At 60.5% G+C, this 24,874-nt stretch carries 34 protein-coding genes and 2 pseudogenes; 16 read left to right on the plus strand and 20 right to left on the minus strand.

Annotation, left to right across the window (positions count from 1 at the left end):
* Positions 1-369 precede the first annotated feature (369 nt).
* Complete coding sequence (locus tag NKI08_RS31570) at positions 370-669, plus strand: DUF1236 domain-containing protein (protein ID WP_352774974.1); 300 nt, start codon at positions 370-372, stop codon at positions 667-669.
* A 604-nt stretch (positions 670-1,273) separates the two neighbouring features.
* Here the strand turns inward: NKI08_RS31570 and NKI08_RS31575 are convergent.
* The 5 genes from NKI08_RS31575 to NKI08_RS31595 all read right to left on the minus strand — a co-directional run bounded on the left by NKI08_RS31575 (position 1,274) and on the right by NKI08_RS31595 (position 3,396).
* Entirely contained in the window at positions 1,274-1,534 is a 261-nt protein-coding gene (locus tag NKI08_RS31575) for an MAPEG family protein (protein WP_352472949.1), read from the minus strand.
* A gap of 62 nt (positions 1,535-1,596) precedes the next feature.
* Entirely contained in the window at positions 1,597-2,085 is a 489-nt protein-coding gene (locus tag NKI08_RS31580) for an SRPBCC family protein (protein WP_352774976.1), read from the minus strand.
* On the minus strand, positions 2,082-2,399 hold the full coding sequence (locus NKI08_RS31585) for an ArsR/SmtB family transcription factor (protein WP_023678365.1): 318 nt from the start codon (positions 2,397-2,399) through the stop codon (positions 2,082-2,084). The genes NKI08_RS31580 and NKI08_RS31585 overlap by 4 nt, the downstream gene beginning before the upstream one ends.
* A 120-nt stretch (positions 2,400-2,519) precedes the next feature.
* The gene (locus tag NKI08_RS31590) at positions 2,520-3,110 is read right to left on the minus strand and encodes a type II toxin-antitoxin system VapC family toxin (protein WP_352774978.1); all 591 of its coding nucleotides are present in this window, start codon (positions 3,108-3,110) and stop codon (positions 2,520-2,522) included.
* Positions 3,100-3,396: a hypothetical protein gene (locus tag NKI08_RS31595; RefSeq protein ID WP_352472946.1), complete on the minus strand. Its 297-nt coding sequence runs from the start codon at positions 3,394-3,396 to the stop codon at positions 3,100-3,102. Before NKI08_RS31595 ends, NKI08_RS31590 begins: the two co-directional genes overlap by 11 nt.
* Before the next feature lie 69 nt (positions 3,397-3,465).
* On the opposite strand from NKI08_RS31595, the pseudogene NKI08_RS31600 reads away from it, so the two are divergent.
* Positions 3,466-3,907 (plus strand): annotated as a pseudogene (locus NKI08_RS31600) (ATP-binding protein); the annotation flags it as partial.
* 452 nt (positions 3,908-4,359) lie between these two features.
* On the opposite strand, the gene NKI08_RS34795 reads toward NKI08_RS31600, so the two are convergent.
* Together NKI08_RS34795 and NKI08_RS31610 are read right to left on the minus strand one after the other, a co-directional pair.
* On the minus strand, positions 4,360-4,800 hold the full coding sequence (locus NKI08_RS34795) for a carboxymuconolactone decarboxylase family protein (protein WP_502899691.1): 441 nt from the start codon (positions 4,798-4,800) through the stop codon (positions 4,360-4,362).
* Positions 4,801-5,052: 252 nt separating this feature from the next.
* Positions 5,053-5,526: an Lrp/AsnC family transcriptional regulator gene (locus tag NKI08_RS31610; RefSeq protein ID WP_352472945.1), complete on the minus strand. Its 474-nt coding sequence runs from the start codon at positions 5,524-5,526 to the stop codon at positions 5,053-5,055.
* A 128-nt stretch (positions 5,527-5,654) separates the two neighbouring features.
* On the opposite strand from NKI08_RS31610, the gene NKI08_RS31615 reads away from it, so the two are divergent.
* Positions 5,655-8,045, plus strand: coding sequence for a thiamine pyrophosphate-binding protein (locus NKI08_RS31615; protein ID WP_352774981.1), 2,391 nt, complete (start codon positions 5,655-5,657; stop codon positions 8,043-8,045).
* 103 nt (positions 8,046-8,148) lie between these two features.
* Here NKI08_RS31615 and NKI08_RS31620 read toward each other — a convergent pair whose 3' ends face one another.
* The 8 genes from NKI08_RS31620 to NKI08_RS31655 form a co-directional block, all read right to left on the minus strand.
* Positions 8,149-8,901, minus strand: a complete 753-nt coding sequence (locus tag NKI08_RS31620; RefSeq protein ID WP_352774982.1) for an ATP-binding cassette domain-containing protein — start codon at positions 8,899-8,901, stop codon at positions 8,149-8,151.
* A gap of 9 nt (positions 8,902-8,910) precedes the next feature.
* The gene (locus NKI08_RS31625; protein WP_352472943.1) at positions 8,911-10,110 is read right to left on the minus strand and encodes an alanine racemase; all 1,200 of its coding nucleotides are present in this window, start codon (positions 10,108-10,110) and stop codon (positions 8,911-8,913) included.
* A gap of 12 nt (positions 10,111-10,122) precedes the next feature.
* On the minus strand, positions 10,123-11,097 hold the full coding sequence (locus tag NKI08_RS31630) for an ABC transporter permease (RefSeq protein WP_352542303.1): 975 nt from the start codon (positions 11,095-11,097) through the stop codon (positions 10,123-10,125).
* A gap of 34 nt (positions 11,098-11,131) precedes the next feature.
* Complete coding sequence (locus tag NKI08_RS31635) at positions 11,132-12,193, minus strand: substrate-binding domain-containing protein (RefSeq protein WP_352774986.1); 1,062 nt, start codon at positions 12,191-12,193, stop codon at positions 11,132-11,134.
* 60 nt (positions 12,194-12,253) lie between these two features.
* Positions 12,254-13,315 carry a substrate-binding domain-containing protein gene (locus NKI08_RS31640; RefSeq protein WP_352774988.1) on the minus strand — a complete coding sequence of 354 codons (1,062 nt, stop codon included), beginning with the start codon at positions 13,313-13,315 and terminating at the stop codon, positions 12,254-12,256.
* Positions 13,316-13,348: 33 nt separating this feature from the next.
* Complete coding sequence (locus NKI08_RS31645; protein ID WP_352774991.1) at positions 13,349-14,608, minus strand: M20 family metallopeptidase; 1,260 nt, start codon at positions 14,606-14,608, stop codon at positions 13,349-13,351.
* A complete protein-coding gene (locus tag NKI08_RS31650; protein ID WP_352503703.1) occupies positions 14,605-15,819 on the minus strand; it encodes an ROK family transcriptional regulator in 1,215 nt (404 codons plus the stop codon). The genes NKI08_RS31645 and NKI08_RS31650 overlap by 4 nt, the downstream gene beginning before the upstream one ends.
* Before the next feature lie 136 nt (positions 15,820-15,955).
* Positions 15,956-16,108, minus strand: a complete 153-nt coding sequence (locus NKI08_RS31655) for a DUF6894 family protein (RefSeq protein ID WP_352774995.1) — start codon at positions 16,106-16,108, stop codon at positions 15,956-15,958.
* Between the two features lie 202 nt (positions 16,109-16,310).
* On the opposite strand from NKI08_RS31655, the gene NKI08_RS31660 reads away from it, so the two are divergent.
* From NKI08_RS31660 to NKI08_RS31705, 10 genes and pseudogenes are all read left to right on the plus strand, one after another.
* Positions 16,311-16,571 carry a hypothetical protein gene (locus NKI08_RS31660; protein ID WP_352774998.1) on the plus strand — a complete coding sequence of 87 codons (261 nt, stop codon included), beginning with the start codon at positions 16,311-16,313 and terminating at the stop codon, positions 16,569-16,571.
* 71 nt (positions 16,572-16,642) lie between these two features.
* Positions 16,643-16,876 (plus strand): hypothetical protein, encoded by a 234-nt coding sequence (locus tag NKI08_RS31665; RefSeq protein WP_352775000.1) that lies wholly within the window; start codon positions 16,643-16,645, stop codon positions 16,874-16,876.
* 51 nt (positions 16,877-16,927) lie between these two features.
* Entirely contained in the window at positions 16,928-17,170 is a 243-nt protein-coding gene (locus tag NKI08_RS31670) for a DUF982 domain-containing protein (protein ID WP_352775039.1), read from the plus strand.
* Positions 17,171-17,292: 122 nt separating this feature from the next.
* Positions 17,293-17,526 (plus strand): hypothetical protein, encoded by a 234-nt coding sequence (locus NKI08_RS31675; RefSeq protein WP_352775003.1) that lies wholly within the window; start codon positions 17,293-17,295, stop codon positions 17,524-17,526.
* Between the two features lie 144 nt (positions 17,527-17,670).
* Complete coding sequence (locus NKI08_RS31680) at positions 17,671-17,928, plus strand: hypothetical protein (RefSeq protein ID WP_352775005.1); 258 nt, start codon at positions 17,671-17,673, stop codon at positions 17,926-17,928.
* Complete coding sequence (locus NKI08_RS31685) at positions 17,903-18,244, plus strand: hypothetical protein (protein ID WP_352775008.1); 342 nt, start codon at positions 17,903-17,905, stop codon at positions 18,242-18,244. Before NKI08_RS31680 ends, NKI08_RS31685 begins: the two co-directional genes overlap by 26 nt.
* Before the next feature lie 7 nt (positions 18,245-18,251).
* A complete protein-coding gene (locus tag NKI08_RS31690) occupies positions 18,252-18,539 on the plus strand; it encodes a DUF982 domain-containing protein (protein ID WP_502899692.1) in 288 nt (95 codons plus the stop codon).
* 935 nt (positions 18,540-19,474) lie between these two features.
* Complete coding sequence (locus NKI08_RS31695; RefSeq protein WP_352775011.1) at positions 19,475-19,612, plus strand: DUF982 domain-containing protein; 138 nt, start codon at positions 19,475-19,477, stop codon at positions 19,610-19,612.
* A gap of 33 nt (positions 19,613-19,645) precedes the next feature.
* Positions 19,646-19,856: pseudogene (locus tag NKI08_RS31700) on the plus strand (biotin/lipoyl-containing protein); the annotation flags it as partial.
* 168 nt (positions 19,857-20,024) lie between these two features.
* The gene (locus NKI08_RS31705) at positions 20,025-20,480 is read left to right on the plus strand and encodes a Ros/MucR family transcriptional regulator (RefSeq protein WP_352775014.1); all 456 of its coding nucleotides are present in this window, start codon (positions 20,025-20,027) and stop codon (positions 20,478-20,480) included.
* Between the two features lie 41 nt (positions 20,481-20,521).
* Here the strand turns inward: NKI08_RS31705 and NKI08_RS31710 are convergent, their stop codons facing one another.
* The 4 genes from NKI08_RS31710 to NKI08_RS31725 form a co-directional block, all read right to left on the minus strand.
* A complete protein-coding gene (locus tag NKI08_RS31710; RefSeq protein ID WP_352775016.1) occupies positions 20,522-20,710 on the minus strand; it encodes a hypothetical protein in 189 nt (62 codons plus the stop codon).
* A 104-nt stretch (positions 20,711-20,814) separates the two neighbouring features.
* The gene (locus NKI08_RS31715; RefSeq protein ID WP_352775045.1) at positions 20,815-21,069 is read right to left on the minus strand and encodes a DUF982 domain-containing protein; all 255 of its coding nucleotides are present in this window, start codon (positions 21,067-21,069) and stop codon (positions 20,815-20,817) included.
* Between the two features lie 256 nt (positions 21,070-21,325).
* Entirely contained in the window at positions 21,326-21,589 is a 264-nt protein-coding gene (locus tag NKI08_RS31720) for a hypothetical protein (protein ID WP_352775019.1), read from the minus strand.
* A gap of 642 nt (positions 21,590-22,231) precedes the next feature.
* On the minus strand, positions 22,232-22,543 hold the full coding sequence (locus NKI08_RS31725) for a hypothetical protein (protein ID WP_352775022.1): 312 nt from the start codon (positions 22,541-22,543) through the stop codon (positions 22,232-22,234).
* A 593-nt stretch (positions 22,544-23,136) separates the two neighbouring features.
* Here NKI08_RS31725 and NKI08_RS31730 point away from each other — a divergent pair.
* The 3 genes from NKI08_RS31730 (at position 23,137) to NKI08_RS31740 (ending at position 24,580) form a co-directional block, all read left to right on the plus strand.
* Positions 23,137-23,355 (plus strand): hypothetical protein, encoded by a 219-nt coding sequence (locus tag NKI08_RS31730; RefSeq protein ID WP_352473112.1) that lies wholly within the window; start codon positions 23,137-23,139, stop codon positions 23,353-23,355.
* Between the two features lie 184 nt (positions 23,356-23,539).
* Positions 23,540-23,788, plus strand: a complete 249-nt coding sequence (locus NKI08_RS31735; protein ID WP_352775025.1) for a DUF982 domain-containing protein — start codon at positions 23,540-23,542, stop codon at positions 23,786-23,788.
* Between the two features lie 201 nt (positions 23,789-23,989).
* The gene (locus tag NKI08_RS31740) at positions 23,990-24,580 is read left to right on the plus strand and encodes a DUF982 domain-containing protein (protein WP_352775028.1); all 591 of its coding nucleotides are present in this window, start codon (positions 23,990-23,992) and stop codon (positions 24,578-24,580) included.
* On the opposite strand, the gene NKI08_RS31745 is transcribed toward NKI08_RS31740, so the two are convergent.
* Positions 24,561-24,851: an aldehyde dehydrogenase family protein gene (locus tag NKI08_RS31745; RefSeq protein WP_352775048.1), complete on the minus strand. Its 291-nt coding sequence runs from the start codon at positions 24,849-24,851 to the stop codon at positions 24,561-24,563. The two genes, NKI08_RS31740 and NKI08_RS31745, sit on opposite strands and share 20 nt — an antisense overlap.
* Positions 24,852-24,874: the final 23 nt, after the last annotated feature.

The following is a 24,874-nucleotide window of genomic DNA, read 5'->3' on the forward strand; positions in this document are numbered from 1 at the left end:
GTGTTAACTTCCATTGTGGACGCTCCCTCTCTTACGGTGGCTGTCAAACACCACCATTCTGGCACATCGATGCCGTCGAGGGGGCGTCCACCCCATCACTATCCAATCACCAAGAACGTGATGGAGGTGGCGAAAACCGGTGCAAGCAGCCAGCGAGCTTTGTGAACACTGTTCTCCATCGGCTCCTCCCTTGAGGGACCGCAACGAGTACAAACAGACGCAGTTCCGGGGCCATTGCGCGCAGCGAATCAGACTTAGGTCCCTACGCAAGGCCAGCCTTAAGGCTCCGTTTGGAACGTCTAGAGAAGCTGCAGGTTTGGGGCGCTTTGGCGCTATGTTTTGCGCCCACGAGCCCACAAGGAGATAGCTATGAGAATGCATCTTTCCACCGCAGCGGCGGGATTGCTGCTGCTGGCCGGTGTCGGTGCCGCCGCCGCCCAGGACGTGGTCATTGACCCGCAGCAGGAAACCGTCATCAAGGAATATGTGAAAAAGCAGCCGCTCGCTTCGGTGAAAGTCCCTGGGGTAGAGCTGAATGTCGGCTCGACGCTCCCGGACAGCGTCGAGCTTCATGAAGTCCCCAACGTCAAATATCGCTACGTCGTCGTCGACAACCGGACTGTTGTCGTTGACCCGGGCACACGTAAAATCGTGAAAGTCATCCAGTAACCTGAACGTCTGAGAAGACCGCCCGCCGTGCCGAAGGGTGCGGCGGGAAGCCAAGCATGAGCTCTCCAGAATGCGAGGCGCTGCAATGTCCCTCTCTCCCAGTCTATCCTCCGTCGGTCTGACTTTCCAATGCCCGCATTGCAACTTCGCCGTCGTCAGGAACGGCAGCTGGTTTCAGGTCGTTTCCCATTACAAGTGCGAGGAATGCGGACGCGAGGTCCGGATTACGTATCCCGATAAGATTGGCATCTTCCAGAAGCACGCGCACTTGGCCATTCCCCCGCCGGGAGCGAGGTAGATTTGCAGGCCCGAAAGTGAGTTCGAACTGCTGGGCGTCGAGTCCGAGCGGGCAAGGCGGCATTCGCCTAAGATCGGCACGCGGAGGACTAAGGGTCGGGTGGGGATCGCTGCTTGGAGTCGTGAACTGTGGGCTCCAAGGAGTGGCGAACGTGAGTTGAGTGCTGCGCAACCAGTCAAAACGATGAGGGCCAACGTGAGCAGCGCGCCAGAGACGTACAAGATTGTCCTGACACTACCCCCCTTTGGCGGCGTTTCCACCACGCAGGTAGATTCCCAGGTGGAGGAGGCGTATCGCCAGGTGGGTCTAGACCAATGTCGTCAAAGTGGCCGCTCCAACACCAGCCATCATCGCTGGCACTGCGGGCACGATAAAGGGCGCCAGTGCCTCGACCGAATTCATGTGAACCCGGTCGATCCTATAGAGCCGGTTGTCGTCATCTGCCGGGACTACCGGTCGTGCCAGCGCTCCTGCAAACCTCTGGACGAACCCCGAGTAGACTGCCAACACTACCGATAGCAAGCAGCGCGCGAGCACGCCGAGAAGACTTAACCAATAGACTTCCATTCCCTGGAATCGCAGTGGACCAGACGGTGCTTGCGAGTGATGCTCGCAAGGGCGCGGACGGGTCAGGCCGCCGCACCGGGGAAAAGGCCCTGGAACCGCCGCAGGTACAGTGGCCAGCCTTGATCGCTATCAACCCCCACGCGCACGCCCTCCCAGCCTTCGCCATGGCGTTCGAGATTCCGGTGCTCGATCTCGACCCGGGTTCGGTTCTCCGTCTCAGGCGTGAACCGGACTTCCCATTCGCTGGTTTTGTTCAGGTCGCTCTCAATCTGCCACCGAGGACTGATGTCCCAGCTCAGAACGAGCCGGCCGGGGGGATCGTAAGCCAACACACGAGCCCAGTGGCACTCGCTGCCGTCCACGCCGCGATCGTAAACGTGGCCCCCGACCCAGGGTTCGAAGATCGTCTCTGCGATCGGCCCGGCAAGAAGATTGTGCTCGCGAGGTTTGAATTTCCCGAAATCCTCGGTGAAGACCTTGAAGGCACGCGCGATAGGTGCCTCGACAACGACGAAATGCCTTACGGGCGCGGTTGCAGGAAGCTTGCTCATGGCTGGTCCTTCTTTGGGTGCTCGACGGCCAGTTTGTAGCTCGCCAGGGTCTTGCTCCAGAACTGATCGATTTCCGCGCGCAGACTTGCTAGGCCGTCCGGATCGATACGGTATATTCGTTCCTTGCCTGAGCGCGTGTCGGCCACAAGCCCGGCATCCTTGAGTACTTTCAAGTGCTGAGAGACCGCCGGCCTGGTTACAGGCAGCACACGAGCAAGTCCGCTGACCGAACAAGGCTGTTCGACCAACAGTTCGAATATCGTGCGCCTCGTCGAGTCTCCGAGCGCTGTCCAGTGTTTCGCGTTAGTGGCCACTAACGCGAACTTAAATCGATGGGCCGGCACTGTCAACCTCGATAATCCGGGTGAACGTAGAGCGATCTCTTTCGGACAGGGATGGTCGCTCACAGTCGACAGGAGGACCAACCGTGACGTTCATGATGACCGCCGTTCCGGCGGAGCTCGATAGAGGATGATCCGTCCCGTCGGCAGAACCTGGGTGAGGAAATCAAAATCGCGGACGTTGCCGGTCAGCACGCTCGCACCCAACTGACGCGCCTGCAGGAACACGAGGGCGTCATTTAGGAAGCGGCGCTCGTGCCCCTCCCTCTTGGGCAGATTGCTCAGCCGGAACAGCAAGCCAGCCAAGATCCCGGCCTGTCCCCAGATCGCATCGTCCGGTGCATGAAGTCGGTGGTCCGGAATGTCCTCTACCGTGGCTTCAATCGTCTCGAGGACAGCTTTTGTGGAGGCATGCTTAGGGTCCAGCTGACCAAAGGCTTGGGTCAGCTCAGACAGGCAGGCAGCGGAATGGTGGCATCGGCGATAGGTAAGCAGCGTATCGACTTCAACCGGCGATCGTCCCTGCAGGACATCCAGATAGACGCTCGTATCCAGAAACAGCGGTCCCCCGATCGCCGGTTCGTCAGCAACCCATGGGAGATCGTCGTCGGCCCTGCGCTTCAGCGTTCCGTTGTGCTTTTGGGGCTTTAGCGATCGGAGGGTTTCGGAAAGATCAAACCCCAAGATCTATGTCCGCCGGGATACTGCCCTTACGTCCGACCAGGCGGGCGCCAAAGTCATCTTCGAGGGCCAGGCGCGACAGCGCCAGTTCCAACAGCTCCGTGTCCGAGGTGACATGGGCGCGCTTCTTGGCCGCCTCGATCAACTCCGCGGGCACCCGCGCCGAAAGACGGGTATTCTTCGCGGCGCCGAGGAGGCCGGCGGCTTTCGCTCGCTCCAGCACAAGTTTATTGCGGGTCGATGCGACCGTTGCTTCGCTTTCTGCAGCCGTCCGCGTCTGCCTAGCCATGAGAACCTCCTGTGTTGAACAGAATATAGATTTCGTTGAACGCATAGGCAAGGCTTAGTAGCCGCTGGCCGTCGGGACCATCGCTCCGGGATGATGAAGCGGACATCTGACGCTTTCGCACTCATCACGCGCGGTCAGTATTCGGGCTTGCGACCCAACCCGTGAAGGGCTGAGAAGTCCTCATCGCATTGCAGCGCGACGGGCAGTCCAAGGTCGCCGACGCGCTCTCAAAGGGTGCGCGTTTTCAGCTCTACCTGGCCCTGCGGCTTGCCGGATATTACGAGTTCGCCCAGTTTCGACCCTCTGTGCCATTCATTGCCGACGACATCATGGAGAACTTCGACCATTTCCGGTCCGAGGAGGTTTTCAGGTTGTTTGGTCAGATGGCAAGCGCTGGCCAGGTGATTTATCTGACCATCACCAGCACCTGTGCGAGATCGCCAAGGCTGTTGTTCCCGGCGTTACAATCACGAGCTCACGTAGTTGGCTGCTGCGGGGTGGGATGAGTTGAGGCTGCAAACTGAAGTAAACGGCCGGGCCGTCAGAAACACACCGCGAAAGGACGGCGAGTGCCCGGCGTCGGGAAACGCATTCCCATCCTCCGCCGCCAAGCCGAAAGCTCCAAGCTGGGCAGCCCGTGCGAAGCCTTGGCGGCTCCGGCGCCGAAAAGCCGTTCAAAATGAGCGATGCCCCGCTGGTGCGGATTTGAAATCGTTTCAGGTCTCCTCCTGGAGTTACTTTTCCTGACGAAAATGGTTTGCAATGAAGAGGGCTTTGGCGCTCGCCGGCTCAAACGAGGAACGCGCCTGGCTGATGTCGGTAGGCCTCGTGCGTTCCGGGTGGACCAATCGGAAGCCGACAGCGAGACGGTCCCAGAGATTGGTGGTGCCGGTGAGAAAGGTCAGCTGGGCGAGCTCTTCGTCACTAAAGGGCCTGTGTCCAGGCGAGGGCGGCGCGTTCGCGCTAGCTGTACAGCGAATCTGCCCTGCGCCAGTCATCGAGCAGATAGAGCCCGCTCTTCCGTCTCGCCGAGCGCGCGAACGTCCTTGTGTGCATATGAATGCAGTAGGCGCAGCCATTGATCTGGGATGCGCGCATCCTTACGAGCGCGATCAGACTCGGTTCGAGGCAACAGTTGCAGATCGCGTGTTCAAGCGCCCAAAGCGCATTCATAGCGTCAGAAGCTGCCTGGTTCGTTTTCTTGGGTTCAACTCGCATTGTCCTTGTCCCTTCCGGGTTGACGTTCCGCCGTCGCACCGGAAAGACGGCGTTCTTCGTTGCGCAAAATCTGCAGACCGCTCCAGTGCCATGGCGCGCTATGTCGAGCAGCACCGGCACTTTTCTGATCGCCTCTGACCGGTTTTCCCGGAAGAGGACCCCCAAATGGTGGACGTCCCGCGCCATTGCGGCCTGTTTGGCTTTGGCGGTCAGCCAGGTTCTTGAGCAATCCGCGCGGCGGCGGCTGATGCGCCGGAAGGCAGTCGATGCTCGCGAGGCGCAACAAAAAATTCTTTATCTAATCGCCGCAACCATGACGCATAAGATCCAATTGCAGCCGGCGGAAACACCAGAAATCACAGCCAGTGTTGAGGCGTACCGAACCCATATTGCCCACTTGCTGCAAGACCTGCGACACGCGGGTCCGTCCGAAAAAAATCATGTCTCGACCGGCAGCCGGTTCGACCGCTTGATCTGCGTAAGCGCGAAGCTGGACTCGATCGAGGAGACGCCATCGAGCCGCGTCAGCTTTTCCTTCAGGAAGCGCTCATAGGCGTGCAGGTCGCGTACCACCACACGCAGCAGATAATCGCGCTGGCCAGTCATCAGATAGCAATCGACCACCTCCGGCCAGCGCGCGATTGCCGCGTTGAACCGCTTCAGCTCGCTCTCGCGCTGGCGCTCAAGCTTGATCGAGGCAAACACCGAGATCGGCAGATCGACCATGTCCTGGTCGATCAGGGCGGCATAGCCGGTGATCACCCCCATGTCCTCCATCAGGCGGACCCGGCGGGCGCAGGGCGAGGCCGAAAGGCCGACCCGCTCGGCAAGCTGCTGCGCCGTCATCCTGCCATCGACCTGCAGCGCGGCAATGATCTTTCGGTCGATATTGTCCAGTCGACTTTTTGGCATCGAACGTTGCTCCATTGGCTGATATTGGCACAACCAGCTAACGCAGCTGCCAATCTCATGCAAGTTTAGCGACAATTGGCTTTTGCTCAGCCCTATGATTGAGACATCGCAACTGGGAGTCTTGCAGCATGGACAAACAAAAACTGGAGGCACTTTCGGCACTGGAGAAAAAGGTGCTCTGGCTGTCGACATGGATGATCCATAACGCCAATCACCTGCGGGAAAATACGGACGGCTTGAAGGTTGGCGGACACCAGGCATCCTCGGCGTCGCTGGTGACGATCATGACCGCGCTTTATTTCTCGGTGCTGAGGCCACACGACCGCGTCGCGGTAAAGCCGCATGCCTCGCCAGTGTTTCACGCAGTCCAGTATCTTCTGGGCAATCAGACGAGGGAGAAGCTCGAAGGGTTTCGCGCCTTCGGTGGCGCGCAAAGCTATCCGTCGCGGACCAAGGATGTCGACGACGTCGATTTCTCCACCGGCTCAGTTGGCCTCGGCGTCGCGCAGACACTGTTTGCCTCGCTTGTGCAGGATTATCTCGGCGCCCGCGACGAAAGCATGCCCGAGGGCCGCATGGTGGCGCTGATCGGCGATGCCGAGATGGACGAAGGCAACATCTTCGAGGCGCTGCTCGAAGGGTGGAAACACGGCCTGCGCAACTGCTGGTGGATCGTCGACTACAACCGACAGAGCCTCGATGCCGTGGTTCGCGAAGGCCTTTGGGAACGCTTCGAAAACATTTTCCGGAATTTCGGCTGGGACGTCGTGATCCTGAAATATGGCTCGCTGCTCGAAGCCTCTTTCACCGAACCCTGCGGCGAGGCGCTAAAGGCCTGGATCGAGGCCTGCCCGAACCAGCTCTATTCGGCGCTGACGTTTCAAGGCGGCGGCGCCTGGCGCAAGCGCCTGGTCGCCGACATCGGAGACAAGCCGGGCCTGGCATCGCTTCTCGACCGGCGCTCCGATGCCGAGCTCGCCGCGCTGATGACCAATCTCGGCGGCCACGACCTGCCATGCCTGATCGAGGCCTTCGGGACGGCACGCGGCAACGATCGACCGACATGCTTCATTGCATATACGATCAAGGGCTTCGGCCTGCCGCTCGCCGGCCACAAGGACAACCACGCCGGCCTGATGACCAGGGATCAGATGGCGGTCCTTCGTGCCTCGATGTCGGTCGGCGACGGGCGGGAGTGGGACGCCTTCGAGGGATTGGCTGCTGGGGATCTGGAGCTGCAACGATTCCTCGACGCCGTTCCGTTCGCGGCAAAGGGCCAGCGGCGCCGGCACGCCCAGCGCATCGTGGTCCCTGGTCGTCTCGTCGCGGAAGCCAAAGGCAGCGTCTCCACGCAGGTCGGCTTCGGCAGAATTCTGGACGAGATTGCGCGGGCTGGCGGGCCGCTCGCCGACGCGATCGTGACGGCATCGCCCGACGTCACGGTTTCGACCAATCTCGGCCCCTGGGTCAACCGGCGCGGCCTGTTCGCGCGTCAGTCACTCGCCGACACTTTCCGCAGCGAACGCATCGCCTCGGCGCAGAAATGGGAATTCGGCCCCTCCGGCCAGCACATCGAACTCGGCATCGCCGAGAACAATCTGTTCATCCTGCTGTCGGCACTTGGGCTGTCGCATTCGATTTTCGGCAAACGGCTGCTGCCGATCGGCACGCTCTACGATCCGTTCATCCAGCGCGGTCTCGATGCGCTCAACTATGCCTGCTATCAGGATGCGCGCTTCCTGCTGGTCGCCACGCCATCCGGGGTCACATTGGCTCCGGAAGGTGGGGCGCATCAGTCGATCGCCACACCGTTGATCGGGATGGCACAGGACGGGCTTGCGGCCTACGAGCCGGCCTTCGTCGACGAGCTCGCCGTCATCATGCGCTTTGCGCTGGATTATATGCAGCGCGACGGCGACGCCGTGCAGTCGGAGCGCACCTGGCTGCGCGACGAGACCGGCGGCTCGGTCTATCTGCGGCTCTCGACGCGCCCGGTCGAGCAGATCATTCGTCCCATGATGCCACAGCTCGAGCAGGACATCATCGACGGGGGCTACTGGCTGCGGGCTCCGGGTCCCAATGCCGAAGTGATTGTTGCCTATACCGGCGCGGTTGCGCCGGAGGCCATCGAAGCTATCGGCATGATGGCAGAGGACCGTCGCGACGTCGGTCTTTTGGCCGTGACTTCGGCCGATCGCTTGAACGCAGGCTGGACAGCGGCAAGTCGCGCGCGCGAACGCGGCCTCGTTCACGCCAGGAGTCATATCGAAAGGCTGTTTGCCGATCTCCCTGCGCATTGCACCATCGTCTCCGTCACCGACGGTCATCCGGCGGTACTCGGCTGGCTGGGTTCGGTGTACGGCCATCGCACGCGCAGTCTCGGCGTCGAGCATTTTGGCCAGTCAGGGACTATCGGCGACCTTTACCGCCACTTCGGCATCGACGCCAATTCCATAGCCACAGCCGCCGACCGGATTGCTGGTGGGCGCCCCATCCGCCATCTGCGCGCGCTGGATTGATGCTGACGACATTCTGTGGCCGAGGCCTGATCGTGGATCTGAAATCATGCCACTCGCTGCTCGGGTAACGCATGTCTGAACGGCGCGCCTCTGTCGGACCGGGCTAGTGCTGAAGCCCGGTGATCATGGCGACGATCTCGTTCTTGTCGGTCTCGCGGGTCTTGCGCACGCCGATCTGTTTGCCACGTCGCAGAACACAGATCCGATCTGAGAGCCTGAACACCTGGTCGAGGCTGTGGCTGATGATCAGCACGCCAATGTTGCGCTGCTTCAGCGACAGAACAATCGTCTCGACCTTGGCGGTCTCGGCAACGCCGAGCGCGGCGGTTGGCTCGTCGAGCAGGATCAGCTTGCTTGCCCAGTGCGTGGCGCGCGCAATCGCCACGCCCTGGCGCTGGCCGCCCGAGAGATCGCGGATGGTGGCGTGAGCCGATGGAATGCGAACGTCGAGATCCTTCACCAGCTTTTCGGTGTCGTCGATCATCCGGCGTCGGTCGAGCAGGCCGAAGCGGTTCACCGGCTCGCGGCCAAGAAACATGTTCATGTAGACGGTCTGCTGATCGGCGAGCGCCAAGTCCTGATAGACCACCTCAATGCCGTGCGCGCGCGCCATGGTGGCGCTCGACATTGCCACCGCCTGCCCCTCGATGATGATCGTCCCGGATGTCGGAGCATGCACCCCCGTCACGATCTTGACCAGCGTCGACTTGCCGGCACCGTTATCGCCGACCAACGCCACTATCTCGCCGGGATAGAGCTCGAGCGAGAAATTTTCGATGGCGGTGAGGCCACCGAAATTCTTGCGGATGTCGCGCAGCTGCAGAACAGGGGGCGTGCCGGTCGTGGTCGCGTTCATCACTTGCTCCTAGACAGGCCAGGCAGCGGTTTCGCCAAAACCGTTTTCGATCGTTTCGACTTGGGGCGCCCCCTTTGAGACACCGGAGATGCCGACCACGTAGGCGCGGGTCACGAACGCCTGGCCGCGAAAGCCGAACACCGCCGTGTCGCCGGAGCGTGGCGCATTGGCGCCGCTAGCGTCAATCATTGCGTAATAGTCGATTGCCGCAGGCGGCGGCACCTCGACGCTTCTGAGCGCGGCGGCGGCCGTGGTGGGTTCTGCGGACACGATTGCCTTCACCTCATAGTCCGGAAAGATCGGATCGATATAGAAGCCGCCACCCAGGCAGTAGGCTTTGCCGCCAGACAAATGCGAGACCTCGGTCAAATACAGAACGGCAGGGAGCTCCGGCAGATCTTCCATGACGTGCAGCGCAGTGGTGCCGGCCAAGCCATTGCCCGGTTCACATTGCGTGGCGCCGGCTTCGGCCAGCGCGCCAAGCAGGACACTCGACGTTGTGCCGGGCGCGTTCACCTCTATGTCGCTGCGACCGGACTTGGCGAGCGCTTCGGCAGCTCTGCCCAGTGTCGCCAGATTGTGTGTCGGCAGGACCGTTCGCGTGGTCTGGTCGAACAACAGCGCCGGGAAGGTGGTGATGCCAGCGAACCGTCCGCCGTCGAGACCATCCAGTTTTTCGGCGACCGCGGCGATATCAGCCGCCTCAAAACCACCTTCGTGGCCGCGGTAGAAAACGTCACCATCGGCGCGGATGCGGGCAAGCAGGTTTTGCGTGTACCCGGCGAGCCTTGCGCCGGCAGCGGCTTCTTCAGCCTTGGTGTCGTTGAAGACGGTCCAATAGTCCGGCCTGAACGTTTTGGCCGCCGCATTGGCCTCGTGCCTTGCGATCTGCTGCAGGTGGCCAAGATGACCGAGCCTCAGGCCTGCTCTGTGCGTTGCCCGCGCGCAGGCCATGTCGACGGCGACGGCCTGATCGATGCCGCCACGCTTGAGCGCATGGCAGAACGAACTGGCGCGGCCGACCTGCTTGGTCATGGCGAAAATCTTCAGGCCGAACCGGTCGGCCTCGCGCTTCAGGACCCGGGCATTGCTTTCGACGGCATCGAGGTCGAGCACATAGGAATTAGCCGGCAGCTTTCCTTCCTGGTGCAGGCGCATGGCGCTTTCTATAAAGCTCGGATTGCGGCGCCGCAGAACATCGAGGAACATGACAAAACTCCTTCAACGGGACTTTTCGCGCAGCGATACGGCGACGGCCGCAAGAATGATCAAGCCGCGCACGATCATCTGGTCGGAGACGGACAGGCCCATCAGGATGAGGCCGTTGTTCAGCATGCCCATCATCAGCGAGCCCACCAGCGCACCGACAATCGATCCCTTGCCGCCGTTAAGCAGGGTTCCGCCGACAATGACGGCCGCTATCACCGTCATAAGGTCGGTTTCGCCGAGCGTGTATTTCGCAGCCTGCAGCCGGCCCGCATAGAGCAGCCCGGCAAGGCCGGCGAGCCCGCCGCTTGTGGTCAGAACGGCAAGCCTTATCTGCGCCACGCTGATGCCGGAAACACTGGCGGCACGGCTGTTGTCGCCGGTGGCCAGCACATGGGCGCCGAAGCGCGTCTCGCGAAAGATGAGATGCGCGATCGCAACGGCAATTACCGTCCACCAGATCAAAGACGGAACACCCAGCAAAGAACCCGAGCCGAAGAAACCGGTGAAGGCGTCGTTGGTGACCGGGATCGACCGCAAATCGGTCATCGAGCGAGATACGCCGGCAAACAGCCCGAGCGTCGCCAGCGTTACCAGGAATGAAGGCAACTTGACGTAAGCCACGAGGGCGCCGTTGAGCAGGCCGATCAGCAGGCCGGCGCCGAGGCCGGCCAGCACCCCAGCCACCAAGCCGTAGGCGTTTATCGCCACCGCGGCGGCAAGGGCTGCCACGGCAACGATCGAACCTATCGAAAGATCAATCTCGCCAGCCGACATGACAAAGACAAGGCCGATCGCCATGATCGTCACGGGTGCCGTCTGCAGCACGATGTTCGACAGGTTGCGGACCGTCAGAAAACCGCTGTCCTTCAGTACGATCGCGAAGAACAGAAAGATCGCCAGAAATCCGAGATAGACGACATATTGCTGCAGGTTGAAGCGGCTGACCAAGCTCGCTGCCCGGCCGGGGCTGGTGTTGACACTCGACATTCTCACTTCCTCCGGCGGGGCGCCATTGTCCCCGCTATTTCATGGCGGCCGCGATGGTCGCGGGCACGTCCTTGTTGAGGGACCGCTTCCACCCGTCCTTGACAGTGTCCTTGGTGACGGCGAGGGAATCGACCACGATGAACGGCGCGGCTTTCTTGCCGATCAACGAGGCGGCCGTGGCGCGCGCCAGCGTCACGCCGATGTCGTAGGCTTCGTCTGCGATGAGTGCGGCAACGTTGCCGCCTTTCACCATGTCCAGTGCGGCCGGTTCGTTCAGGTCGAGCGTGACGATCTTGGTGTGGCTGTTGCCGGCCGCCCGCAAAGTGGACAGCACGCTAAGCGCCGGCTCAGCCCAGGTGACATAGATACCGTCGAGGTCCGGGTGCTGTGTGATCATCGCCTGCGCGATTTCCTCGCTGCGCGCGGGGTCGGCCATTCCGGCCTCGGCCACGATCTTCATGTCGGGATAGTCCTGCTCGATCGTGTGCTTGAATGCTCCGTCACGCTGGTTGGTGACGTAGAAATCGGCATCGTGAAAGATGTAGCCGACCTTGCCTTGCTTGCCGAGCGCGTCGGCCATTGCGATCCCGGCCTTGTTGCCCATCTGGAAAAGGTCGTCCGAAACGATGGTCACATAGTCCTTGTCGTGAACGTAGCCTGCCGGCGAATTGTCGACGAATCCCAATTTCACGCCGGCCTGGCGCGCAGGATCATATACGGTGCCCGCACTCGCGGGATCGACCGGTAGGGACAGTATAATAGAGGGCCTTTTGGCGAGTACTGTCTCGACGTCGGATTTCTGACGGGCCGCATCAAAGCCGGCGTCGGTCTGAGCGACGACCGTGATGCCGAGCCGCTTCAACTCGTCCTGGGCGCCGCTGTTCACCGCGTTGGTGTATTCGCTCATCTCATGCCAGACCAGCGCGGCGGTGTATTTGCCGTCCTTGATCTGCTGCTCCTCAGCTGGTGTGAGCACGACGCTCTTTGCCGGCGTCGGCTTTTCCCCGTTCGGTCCCGTGGTGGTGCCCTCGGCTGCCGAGGCGTTGGCGGCGACGAGTGCTACCAGTGCCGACAACATTCCAATTGCTATGCGCATGTCAGTTCCCCTTGTTTTTCTGATGTCGGCAACCCTGATTGGCCGCCGGGCATTGCCCTGTCATTTGGCCGCGTCGAGCACCGATTGCGGCGCGTCGCGGTTCAACGAATCCTTCCAGCCCTGCGCAACGTTCTGCTTGGTCACGGTAAGCGCCGGGGCAACGACGAAGGCCGGGGTCTCCTGGCCGAGCAGCGCCTTGACGCCGACAGCGGCCATGGCGCGACCGAGCTCATAGGCCTTGTCGGCCACCAGTGCGGTCACATTGCCGCCCTTGACCATATCGAGCGCCACCGGTTCGGCGAGGTCGAGCGTGACAATCTTGGTCTTGGTGTTTCCGCTTGCCCGCAAGGCCGACAGCACGCCGTCGGCCGGTTCGGCCCAGGTAACGTAGATGCCGTCAAGATCGGGATGCTGCACGAGCATCGCGCTGGCCAGCTCTTCTGCCCGCGCCGGATCGGAGATACCCTGCTCGGCGACGATCTTGATACCGGGATAATCCTTCTCGATCGTTGTCTTGAAAGCCTGGTCGCGCTGGTTCGTCACATAGTAACTGGCGTCGTGGAAGATGTAGCCGACCTTGCCCTTGCCATCGAGCGCCTTGGCCAGTGCATCGGCCGCCTGCTTGCCCATCTGGAACAGGTCGTCAGTGACGATGGCGGCATAGTCGGCTCCGTGCTTGTAGCCCTTCGGCAGATTGGAAAGAAATACCAGCTTGGTGCCGTCGGTGAGCGCCTGACGGAACGCCTCGGCCGAAGTGACCGGATCAAGGGGCAGTGACAGGATGACGTTTGGCTTCGCCGCGAGCGCGGTTTCGATGTCGCTGCGCTGGCGCGCGGCGTCAAAGCCCGCGTCGGTGGTGGCGACGATTTGAATGCCGGCACGGGCAAATTCATCTTTGGCACCGGACGTGACCGCATTGGTGAAGTCGGAGGAGGTGTGCCACAGCAGCGCGGCCTTGTAGCCCTTCTCCTTTACTGCGGCCAGGTCTGCATCCGACAATCTAACCTCGGCGCTGGGTGTCGCCGTCTCGCCGCTCGGTCCCACTGTCTGTGCGCCGGCTCCACCGGCCACCAGCATCAGGCTACCTGCAAGTGCTGTAGCAACAAGTCTGTCTATCAGCATGATAGTTCTCCCATTTTCGCTCTCAGTTGTCCTTCATTCCGTAACGCCGCAATACTCCACCATGAACCGGGCGAAGCCGACGACGCCGGCCAGATATTCCTCGACATCGACGTGTTCGTTGAAGGTGTGGCAGTTGCGAATGTCGCCTGGCGCGCAGTACACGGCGGGGATGCCGAGCCGGTTGGTGAAAAATGATGACTCTGACCAGAATGGCGCGCCTTCGATGGCGCCGCGACCAGCCATCGATCGGGCCATGGCGGCAGCAAGAGCGCCGACCTCCGGCCTGTCAGGTGCAATCTCGGCGGCGTTACCCCCGAGCGGATGATCGCGACCGGCCGGATAGGCGAACGCCAACATGATTTCGGGATCGGTGATGGCGCCGCGCACCACTGCCTCGATTTCGGCGGCGGCCTCGTCCAGCGACTCGCCGGGCAACAGCTTGCGGATCAGCGACAACGTGCAGCGTTCGGGCACCGCGATGTAGCCGCCGCCCGCAAGGCCGGTGATCAGCAGGAAGCCACGCCCAATCAGCGGGTGCTCGGCCCTTGTTGCAACATCTTCCGAATGCTTCCACAGCGCGCTCATTACGGCGTGGCTTGCACGCAAGGCATCCTTGCCGAGTTCGGGTACGCCGAAATAGGCTGATCGTCCGGTGATGGTGATGTCGGTAATGAAGAAGCCAATTTGGGCCGGATAAACCGAAAGGCGGGTAGGCTCCACATAGACGACGAAATCGGGCGCCACGACTTCGCCTCTCTCGATGCGGCCGATGAAGTCCTTGATGCCGGCGGAGACGCCGGTTCCAGGCTGGCCGCTCTCCTCGTCGCCGACGAAGGCAAAGGCAACGTCGCCGGCCAGTTGGATGTCGGCTGTGTCGAGCAGAGAGAGTGCCGACAGCGCGGAGCAGATGCCGGCCTTGAGGTCGCCGGCGCCGCGGCCCCAGATCTGCCCGTCGATCATTGGCGCGGCAAACGGATCCTGCTTGGCGGTGCCAGCCCAGTGCTCGCGCCAGCCCTCGACATGGACCGTATCGGTGTGGCCGATGAAGAGCAGCCGCTTGCCGGCGCCGGCACCTTTGCGCTCACCCCAGACGTTGGGCCGGCCGGGCGCGAATTCCGCGCGCCGAATTTCGCTCAAGCCAAGCACGCGCATCCGGTCTTCAAGGAAGGCGACAAAGTTTTCTTCGTGACCGGTTATGCTTTCGCGGCCGATTGCCCCCCGCAGAAGCTCAACCGCTGCGTCGCAATCGAAGGCCGCGCGCAAGCGAGTGGTGATGTCCTTTGAGACAGTCATAGCGTGGCCTCGCGCAGCACGGCCGAACTGGCTGGGGGAAGCGAAATGCGTCCGTCGGGCGCGTCGACGCCGAACAGTGTGTTGTGCAACTGGCCGAGCCCGATCGCGGCAGCGCCGATGAGCGCTGCCCGCGACCCGAGTTCGCTGGCCTCAACGGCGATAGGGTAGGGGAAGCAGCGCGGCAGGAGGTCCCTAACGCGCAACAGGATTTCCGGCCGCAGCCCGATCGAGCCGCCCAGGACGACCTTTTGCGGATTGGCAATTGCCGCTATGGCCACAATGCCTTGCGCCAGGTAGCGCGCGGTTTCGTCGAGCACCGTCGCGGCATGCCTGTCTCCGGCCAATGCACTGTGGAAAATCGTCGGCACGTTGACGATGTTGCCCGTCAGCGCTGCGTAGCGTTCAACCATGGCGTTGGTTGCGACCACGCGCTCGAAAGCGCCGGCGCGCAACGATGTCGGCGCGAAAGGATCGGCGCCAATCGGCAAAAAGCCCATCTCGCCGGCTGCATTGCTGGCGCCCCGCACCAGATTGCCTCCAACCATGAGACCGCTGCCGATACCGGTACCCAGCGCTATGAAGGCGAGATTGTCGATACCGCGGCCGCACCCCTGCCAGTTCTCGCCGAGCACCGCCAGATTGACATCGTTCTCGATCATCACATGAAACCCGAATGCCTGCTCGAAAGCGCGAACGACATTCATCGTGCCAAAGCCGGCAATATTCGGGGCAAGCAGAACGCGGCCCGTCTTCTTGTCGGGTGCACCGGGAACACCAATCACCGCCAGCCTTATCTTTGTGCGCGAGATTCGGTGCCTCTCGGCCGCCTGAAGCGCTAGATCCACGATCTGGTCGACGATGAACTGTCCGCCCCGAGGATCGGTCGGCGCCGTTTCCTCCGCGAATATCTGGCAGGCAAGATCGGTGAGCGCGACCCGGACTTTGGCACCGCCGAGGTCGACGGCCGCGATGTAGGCCGCGTCAAATACGAGTTCGTAAGTGACAGCCGTGCGTCCGACATGTCCGCTCGTGCGCCCTGTCTCCTGCACCCAGCCTTCCTGCTCGAGCGTCCTGACGATCTCGGAGATTGTCTGCTTGGACAAGCCGGTCTGCTTTGCGATCGAAGCGCGCGAGATCGGCCCACCTTGCACGATCGCCTCCATGACGGAGCGCTGGGAGAACTGACGAGAAATGCGCGGCAGGTCGTTCAACAGCAGCTCCGATTAATTCGTTCTATGACCGAACTTAATAGTCATTTTCGACGGCCGTCAACTGGCCGCTCAGGCTCTTCACCGGCGGGCCGCCGACGCATATGCGAGGCCACGGGGCCATGCAGGAGGTTGATAGTCACCGCACCAATTGCGGCAGCTTATCTTTGGTGATTTCGACCAAGGCTCTTACCGCCTCTTCTTTTGCAGCTTCGAGGTCTGGCAGATCGGTGCCTTTGAGGTCGGGGAAGACTTGCCCGGTATCGGTGAAGTCGAAGAAAAAGCGAGGCATCCCTACAAACACAATAAACGCGGGAAAGGTTCATCTTGCTTCACGATTGGCTATGCAGCCGGCGCCCCGCCGCTCTAATGCACGCAGCCGCTAACGACCGTGGACTGACCTCCAATGATGTCCGCGACATTTGGTTAAAAACGTACGCGGCCAGACTCATCGCCCTGATCCGCCTAGAGTTACTTCCGAAAGGAGTGCTCTCATGCTGCCATTGCCCCACGCCGTCGATCCAAAGGTAGTTGCTGAGATCAATACTCTGCTAGACGATCACACGGGGGCGGTGCCAGTGCCCGTTCACAAACTGGCGGCGGTTGTCCGGCTGCGCCTCAAAAGCCATCTTTCCATCGCGACTATCGAGGAGCTGATCGTGGAAGAAGCCGAGTGTCGCCACCTGCCCATGCTGTTCGAACTGCCGGGAACGGAAGCGGCTGTAGTTTCAACTGCTCTGAGTCGCGCGACTTGAAGGTTTAGGGGCTCGGGCATTCGGTTCTGGCAGGGGAGCCCACCGCGCGTCCGCCCCAATGGTGACAGCCTATGACCAGCAGCAGCTCAACTAGTGGTACTGCCTATCCTGGCGACCTGATTCTGTTGAAGCAGGTCTTTGATCGTGTATGCGCCGAGCAAGGCATTCCAGTAGGAAGCGAGCAGGCGGAGCGCCTAAGCGTGAGCGCAATGGCACTCTTCTCGGACGGCGAGTTCGACGAGGCCGTTCTGTATGAACACCTTCGGTTTGTTGCCCGCTCCCTGCCGAGAAGGGACCGACCATGACCCACCACGATTCGGATGGTCGGCGGGTTCGTGCCGCCCTACTTACCCCCCATGGCAACCCATGGGTTCGTCCCTCCGGTGTTCGTGAAGACTGAAACCGGTGACAGGCATGGCTGCGACAATGCGAGGGCAGCCCTTGAGCAGCTCAAGACGTGGACCCGCAGAGGACCTCGCTGGCACAAGGCGGTGACCCTCTGCTTGTCAGACCTGGAGGGCGATCCGATTGACCCTCAGGTGGTACGAAGGGCCTTTGAGGCTGCCGCCAAGGAAGCCAAGATGTATCTTTCCCCGTAGGACGAGGGGAAAATTTCTCCCAAAGATTCAGTTCTTTATTCAGTACGATTCGAACATTGATTTTTCCGTGGAGTGATCCATAAATTCCCACTTGGGTTCTCGCTGAGGTGGGAGGCCTTCGGATGAACGTTCTGACGAACTGCCGACCCCGCAAAGTGACTGCACATGAGCTTGTTGAAGAGCTCATCTTACAAGCCCGGCGCGGCCAAATCATCATCATCTCCGTCAAAGACACTATCGCGGCGGTGCGCCGTGACGGGCCACATCTGGTGGCAAGTGACTGCGAGCTGGTCGCTCTTGTTGTTGATGTTGCACCAGCCTTTGGCCTGTTCGTCGCGTTCGATCTTCGCGAATAGCCGCATGGCAACCCATTGGTTCAACCGTCTATGGGATCGAGAGGGGCACGGGGAATTTCGCGCGAGCACCCACCAAATTATTCGCATCCCCTTCGGAACCCTTTCGCAACGAAAGTGTTTCAAACCGAATGTGGGAACGACCTTATGCCGGCACGACCAACAGCAGGGACAGCCTTTCAACGGCTGATCAGCTCAGAAGATAATCGTCAGATGCTCCGCAACAGGCTTGGTCTCGAAGTCGACGAGAAGCTGCCGGCGTCCCTTGCTGCATTGTTGCAGGAGCTTGAGCGGCGAGAGCAGGTCGAGGCTGATTGGAGCGCCACCACTTTGGCAGCGCGGGTTTCTATGGCCTTCGACGAACCAGAAGGAACCTTCAGTGACCCTTATGGCCATGCTGCGTAGGGGACGTGCCTTCCGGGGGATGATCAGTTCGGAAGGCTACTGCCGGAAGCTGCGCAGGCTCCTAAGGTTTGTAGGCGAACCAACTCTGACACCGACGCTTGCCGCGCTGGCGCGGGAGCTTTCAGAAGAGTTTGAGCTGCGGAAGCAAGAATCGGCCGACGAAATTCCTCGCCCTACATTTCCGCTCATGGCAACCCATTGGTTCTCCCCTCCGGTCCTCGTCAAGACCGAGCGTTCCGGGATCATCCACCACGTCAACAACGCCGAGACGGCCGGCGAGGAGCTGACGAAGTGCACGAAGCGTGGCCCTTGGTGAGCTCGCGGTGCGCATTTGTATGGCCGCGATATTCGACGAGATGGAACCTGAGGAGGCTCGTAAGGCATTCCTGGCTGCTGCCGAGGAGGAGGGGACGTTACGGTCGCCTCTGATTAGAGCTGGTGATTGGAAGTTTATCAAAACTCGCGACCGGAAGCTGGTTACCGAGGAAGTCCCCTCTAATTTCCACCCATGCCAACCCATTGGTTCTCCCCTCCGGTGTACGTCAAGACCGACCGACGTTGGGCCACCGACGGGTGCAACAATGTCGAGGGTGCCGCCGAGGAACTTATGAAGTGGACCAAGATGGGACCCAAGTGGAGGAGGGCTGTGCAAGCGTAGAAGCCCTTCAGGACTGTGGAAGAGGTCCGTCAGGCTTTCGAGGCTGCTGCCAAGGAGGAGGGGTGTTACGCTCCTCTGGTTAGGTCTCCTGTGTCCCTGTGCCCCTCGACTACACCCTGAGGAGAATTTCAGGGGAGCGTTGGGATACCGGCCTAATCGTCACTCTATGTCGGGCACGTCGCCCCGAACCAAAGAGCGTCGTTGGCTCGCCGTATTCGCCCAGCGCCGGGTTAGCATCACGCGACCCCGCAACGTCACCGGTATGCTTGGTCGCCAGAGCTTTGGCGGTCCTTTATCGCTCGGTCTTCGGTCTGCTGCTCGGCTGGCCCATAGGCTGCGTGGAAGCCGCCGCTCTCATCGCGGGTCGAAGGTGGTGACGACAATTAGCTTGCGGGCCTTCTGCTGAAGAAGGAAGCTGCCTTTCGGATTGGTGAAGCCTGGCAGAGGGCATGAAAGTTTCTCCACAGGCGAAAGAAGCGCCGAATCGACTCGGAGCAAATGCGGGATCATTGTCCTCGCGCACCAACTAGGTGCGAAGAAAAGTGGCAAAAAACGAAACCACGACCACGGGCGTCGCAAGCGCGGCGTCCAAGATTCTTGGCAATCCCAAATCAACGAAAGCAGAAAAAAGCGTTGCTGCCTCAGCTTTAACTCAGGCGAAAGATAGGGGGCCGGGTCGCTCTAGCCGTGGGAAAAAGGCTAGCAATTGCATACAAAGGTAGGCCGGCAAGCGGGGCAATTGCCCCCGCCCAAAATGCAACAGTTAGCCACTTTGCGTTGCCGGCCAGTATCTCTGAATTCTCAGCGATCGCCCCTGAATACTCTCAGCCTCTATACCCATGGAATTGGTTAAGCGGCTAAACGCCGGCCTGACCTGATGCGTGATGATTGGCCCATTGGAGAAACTGGGCGCCGCACCCAGCAGCCATGGCCTGCATGAAGGTGCTCGGCGGCGATAAGGCCCCGGAGATTGCCCGCGTGGCATTTCTCAGCGCCACCAAGGAAGCGAAAATCTTGAACGCCTGACATCTCCCGAACACACGTTGTCATCCTGGGCTGTGTCCGCGTGTCGGCGCGCCGATGCCTAGCGTCGTCTCGGCGCTCTCGGTCGCTGCAGTCCAAGCGGTGAAGGCCGGCGATGTGCTGGTGTCGATCGAAGCGATGAGATGGAACGGCGCTGCATGCCGAGCGCGACAGGACCATCGCCGAAGTCCAGATCAAGGCCGGGGGACCAGATAATGCCAACGATCTGCTGATCGCATTCGGGTGAATGAGGGTGCTACACCTGAAGGGAAATTGGCCGCACACACCCATGTCGCAGGGGATGACCAGCAAAGTCGGCCTTGGAGTAATCTAGCGTCAAATAATCGTTGTTTGCAATTGCGCAGGCCGAATTTTCCAAATAGGAACGCCGGAGATCAACACGGGAACGATTTTGATGGATGAAGCAATTGGGCAGCGAAGGGCTGATTTGCTAGGGATGACAGCAGATATCGTCGCAGCATATGTCCAGAGCAACGCAACGCCCGTGGCGGATCTGCCGAATTTGATCGCCAGTGTCAATTCTGCGTTGTCTGGCCTGGCTGAGCCGGTCGCTGCACCATCGCCAATACTTACGCCCGCGGTAAATCCTAAGAAGTCGATCTTTCCCGAATACATTATAAGCCTTGAGAACGGGCGCAAGTTCAAGTCGATGAAGCGCCACCTGGGCTTGCTTGGCATGACACCTGATGAGTACAGAGCCAAGTGGGGTTTGGCGTGGGACTATCCTATGGTAGCGCCCAGCTATGCAGCTCAGCGGTCTGCACTTGCCAAAGCTGCCGGTCTCGGCCGCAAGGCGGTTGACAAAACGCCGCCGAAAAAAGCACCAGCAAAGCGCAAGGGCAAAGCCTGACAGTGCACGACGTTCGGGCCATGCCGTCAGGTCTAGATGGTCTAGGTGGCCTGGCTGGGAATGAGCTGCCTGGCTTCGCGGTTCAGTAAGCGCCGCTCACGCCACAACACAAGCTTCAGCACGGCTTGCGTCTTCACGTCCTCGTATCCTGACGGGCAGGAGAGGTCGATCAATGTGCGATCGACCAGGCGAGCCGATACATCGTCGCCCTCGACACACAATCGAATCATATCGATAAAATCGCACTACATCGATACGTCGCCCTCTGCCGATGCCACAAGCAACAAAGCCGCTGAATCCAGCAGCGCTCCGTGCTTCAGGGTGCTGGGTAAGCCTAAATTTCTTCCGCGAGCAATATCCTGGCCTCCTTGGCAGCAGCGATGAACGCCTGGCGCGCTATTCTTGGTGGTTTTTCTCCACGGATTACGGCAAGGCATGCTTCGATTGCGGCGAGCCGCGGCTTGCCCGCCGGCCTCGGCCAATCCCTCAGCAGAACTTCGGCCGCGTCGGATACGGACGCAACAACTCTGTCGCGATCGATCCGGCCGGGTTGAACGACGACGGGCTTTCTGAAACGTCTCGTACGCACGACAGCCTCCAAGAACAAGCTATGTTAGCTTCTGCAGATCCTTTGCGCCACATCAAACGTCGGCAAGTGGCAGAAGGCATGCGCTTGGCCAGAAGCTGCCGCCGCGATGGACGCTGCCCAGTGCTTCAGCATGTCGGGCTTGGCCCCGACTTTCGAGGAGCGAATCGCCAAGAGCGGCGTTACCCAATAAATGACCCACGAATACCCAGTGAAGGGGAGTTCGCCGAACACCGCGAAATGGAATCTCGGGCTGAATTTACTCCATGTCCGGCACGTCGCCGCTGGTGAATAGCACGGTCGGCGGACCGTAGTCGCCAACGGCCGGGTCGGCGTCGCGGCTCCATGCTATTACGCCAACGTGCTTCCCTGCGAGCGCCTGACCGGTGCGAATGGCGCGTTCCTCGCTTTGCTGATCGGCCGGACCAAAGGCGGGAAACAGTTCGCCGTCCTCGCCTCGATCGAACGCCACGACGACGATTAGCTTGGGCTTCTTTTGACCGGGCAGAATATGATCAGACATGGCGGGAACCTATCACGAGGATTGAGTCGCGTTCGAGACTCGGGCGGTGTGCGTGCAAGGGCACCGTTTTAAGGAGCCTGTGCGCGTGGCACTCGTCAGGTCGCGGAACACTACTACACTGTGGAGCGGGTTGCCGGGTGAAATTTTGCTGCTCAATTTCGGCGACGAGACCTGACTGCCTTCAGCAGTTCGCTCTCGTCAGTGTGAGCATTTCGAAAAGTCGCCACTACCGTTTCCGCCAGGATTTCGCCCTGTTGGCTTAAAGGGTCGAGATCTTCGTCTGCGCAAATTCGATCGAAAACGCGCTGGCAAATAGCCAAATCATGAGGACTAAGGCAGGTGCGATTGGTACGCAGGCGCTGCGGCATGTGCGACCCCTCAGGCCCGCTGCCCGTACAGAGCAGCGGGCCGCTACAGCCAGGCCGGAGGAGGAGAGTTCAGTCTCGCAAAAACGTTTGATGTAGAGTGCTTGTTCCCGGCTAACGAAGTTGGTAATTTTCGTACAGTGCGCCAGCTGGGCAAGGCAGCTTCCTCGATTGGCAGCACGCCGGCCGGGCAGGTGTCCTCGATGCCATGCGCACCAGAGCAGGGCGGCCAGGTCTTGCGGATTATCATCGGCATCCATGCTTTGATCTGCGTTCGCTAATCCGCCCCATCTCTGCGCGACATCTTTTTGCGGCGAACAGGCGTCCAGTCGGTGATCGTATCGGCATCCACGGTGATTAGCCCGCCAGCTTTCACCGTCACCTTTCGATTTTCCTCGTCGACCCGCGTGACCTCGCCGGTCAGCTGTAGCTCGTCACCTGGTTTGGATCTTTTAGGAGCAGGGACTGAATGCGGAAAACCATAGGACGGGATGCTGACACTAGCTCTTCCGTCGTCCAGCAGCTTCAGCACCGTCACGGTGATCGCCACCTCATCGCCGATATTGATGTCCGCAATTTCCCAAGCCATGCCCATGATTCTGAAGCGGCTTTGACGGCAGTCAAGGGATTGCTAATATGTGGAAAATGCCAACGCCGCCAGCGTGCACCTTGTTTCGGAACCGATTCGAACCAGCGATATTGATTCGAATCATACTGTGTGGAGTGCCGGCGCATGCTCACCGAGCCTGGCGTTGGCCGGCTGTCATTTATTGAGTTCCAAATGCCCACCCTGGTCGAGAAGCCGCCCAAGGGCCAAGGGTGGTTTCACGACATCAAATATGATGGGTATCGCACGCAGTTGATCATCCAACGGGTAAGGTGCAGGCCTGCACACGAAACGGCTTCGACTGGACTGACAGATACAGCCCAATCGTCCGGGCTGCGGCTGAACTGAACGCAAAGCGGGCAATCATCGACGGCGAAGCAACAGTGTTTGGCACCACGGGGCGTCCGGAGTTCTTCGCGCGACCCAATTATCCGATCACCCGGACGAATTTTTGAACCAAACATTCCTGACTGTTGCGGCCTAGCACCGTGCCAATTTGTACGACCCGTACATGGCCTTGATGTCGCTCAGGCAGGGAGTAGAGTCCACTTCGGCGTGTGCCTGGGGAGGGCTGGATGAGCGTCGCGCAAAGGGTAGGTCCACTTCTAGAGCAAGCAATCAACGTACTCCTCAACAGGGCGGACCTTGGCGACACGGTCTCGATCAAAGTGGCGCTGCGCGAAGCTCGGGAGGCTGCGCCTTATTTGGTGGCCTCCGACGAAGAATTAACCGAGGCGATAGTCGAGGCAGCAACGGCCATGGGCCTCTACGTGGCTTTCGACGGTCGCGAGTAGCTGTCAGCCAACTTCAGTCATGTGGCATGGCGACAGAGGCGCGCCGCCCTGCGCCAATTCCAATAGTCAGAGGTAATCCGCAATTACCTTCGCAACCTGCTGAATCTGCCTGTACAACGGGAACTGCCGGCTGAGCAAAGGTATTTGCTGGAGGAACTTGATAAGGTCGACAAAGAGTGACCGCATGGCCCGCCACTGGTTCAACCCTCCGGTCCCGGTCAAGACCGAGCGTCCCCGGATCATCCGCAACGTCAACAACGCCGAGGCAGCCGGGGAGGAGCTGATGAAGTGGACCAAACGTGGCCCTTGCTGGGACCTCGCGGTGCGTGTTTGCATGGCCGTGATTTTCGATGAGATGGAACCTGAGGAGGCTCGCAAGGCATTCCTGGCTGCTGCAAAAGAGGAGGGGACATTACTCCCCCCAACTAGCTAACTTGGATGCGGTAAAGGTTCTCTGACCAGCACCGCCTTGGCGAAAGGAGCCCGCCGCCGCTGAGGGAGAGGCGACGGACCCCCCTACAGCGGCTGCACATCACGAAGAATCCCGCTGCCGCCCCTAAACCCGCGAGGGGCCTACATCGTTCCCTTACAACCTGGGTTGATCGGCAGGCTGGTTCCGCTTTAAGTTTCCTCTATGTCTCGCCATTCGTTCTCCCCTCCTGTGTACGCCAGGTCCGACCAACCAAGTGTCCGCGTCGGGATCAGCCACATCGAAGGTGCGGCCGAGGAACTCATGAAGTGGACTAACCGGGGTCCTCGGTGGGGCCTTGCGGTACGAATCTGCACGGCCGCACTGGCCGATAAGGTGTCACCTCAAATGGCTGCTAAGGCGTTCCTGGCTGCTGCAAAAGAAGAGGGGACGTCACTCCCCCCAATGGCAACCAGGAGGCCCGTCGCCCATGAGAAAACGACGGACGCCCAACAGCGGCTGCACATCCAAGAGAAGAACCGACCGCTGCGAGTTCTAAACCCGCGAGGGCCTACATCGTTCCCTATAACCTGCGTTGGTCGGCAGGCCTGTGCCGCTCTAAATTTCCTGTATGGCTCTCCATTGGTTCAACCCTCCGTCTACGTCAGGACCGACAGACCTGGCATCCGGTACGGGGTTAGCCATGTCGAGGGTGCCGCCGAGGAACTCATGAAGTGGACCAAGAGGGGGCCTAAGTGGACGCTGGTCCTGCATCGACGCCTTTCAGGACCGAGTGTCACCCGACGACGTCGGTAAGGCCTTTGAGGAGGCCGCCAAGGAGGAGGGCGTGCTCGTTCTGGAGTAGGAAGCCGCGCGACACTGTTATCCCCCTCGGCTTCTGCTGATAGTGGTCGAGCATCATCGTGTGTGTCTCGCGGCCGATGCCAGACTGCTTGTAGCCGCCGAAGGCCGCATGCGGGGGATAGGCGTGGTAGCAGTTGGCCCAGACGCGGCCGGCTTGGATCGCACGGCCGAAGCGATAGGCACGGTTGCCATCGCGGGGTCGAGACCCCGGCCCCGAGGCCATAAAGCGTGTCGTTGGCAATGCTG

The organism is Mesorhizobium sp. M0768 (assembly GCF_040320195.1).
Taxonomy (GTDB): Bacteria; Pseudomonadota; Alphaproteobacteria; order Rhizobiales; family Rhizobiaceae; genus Mesorhizobium.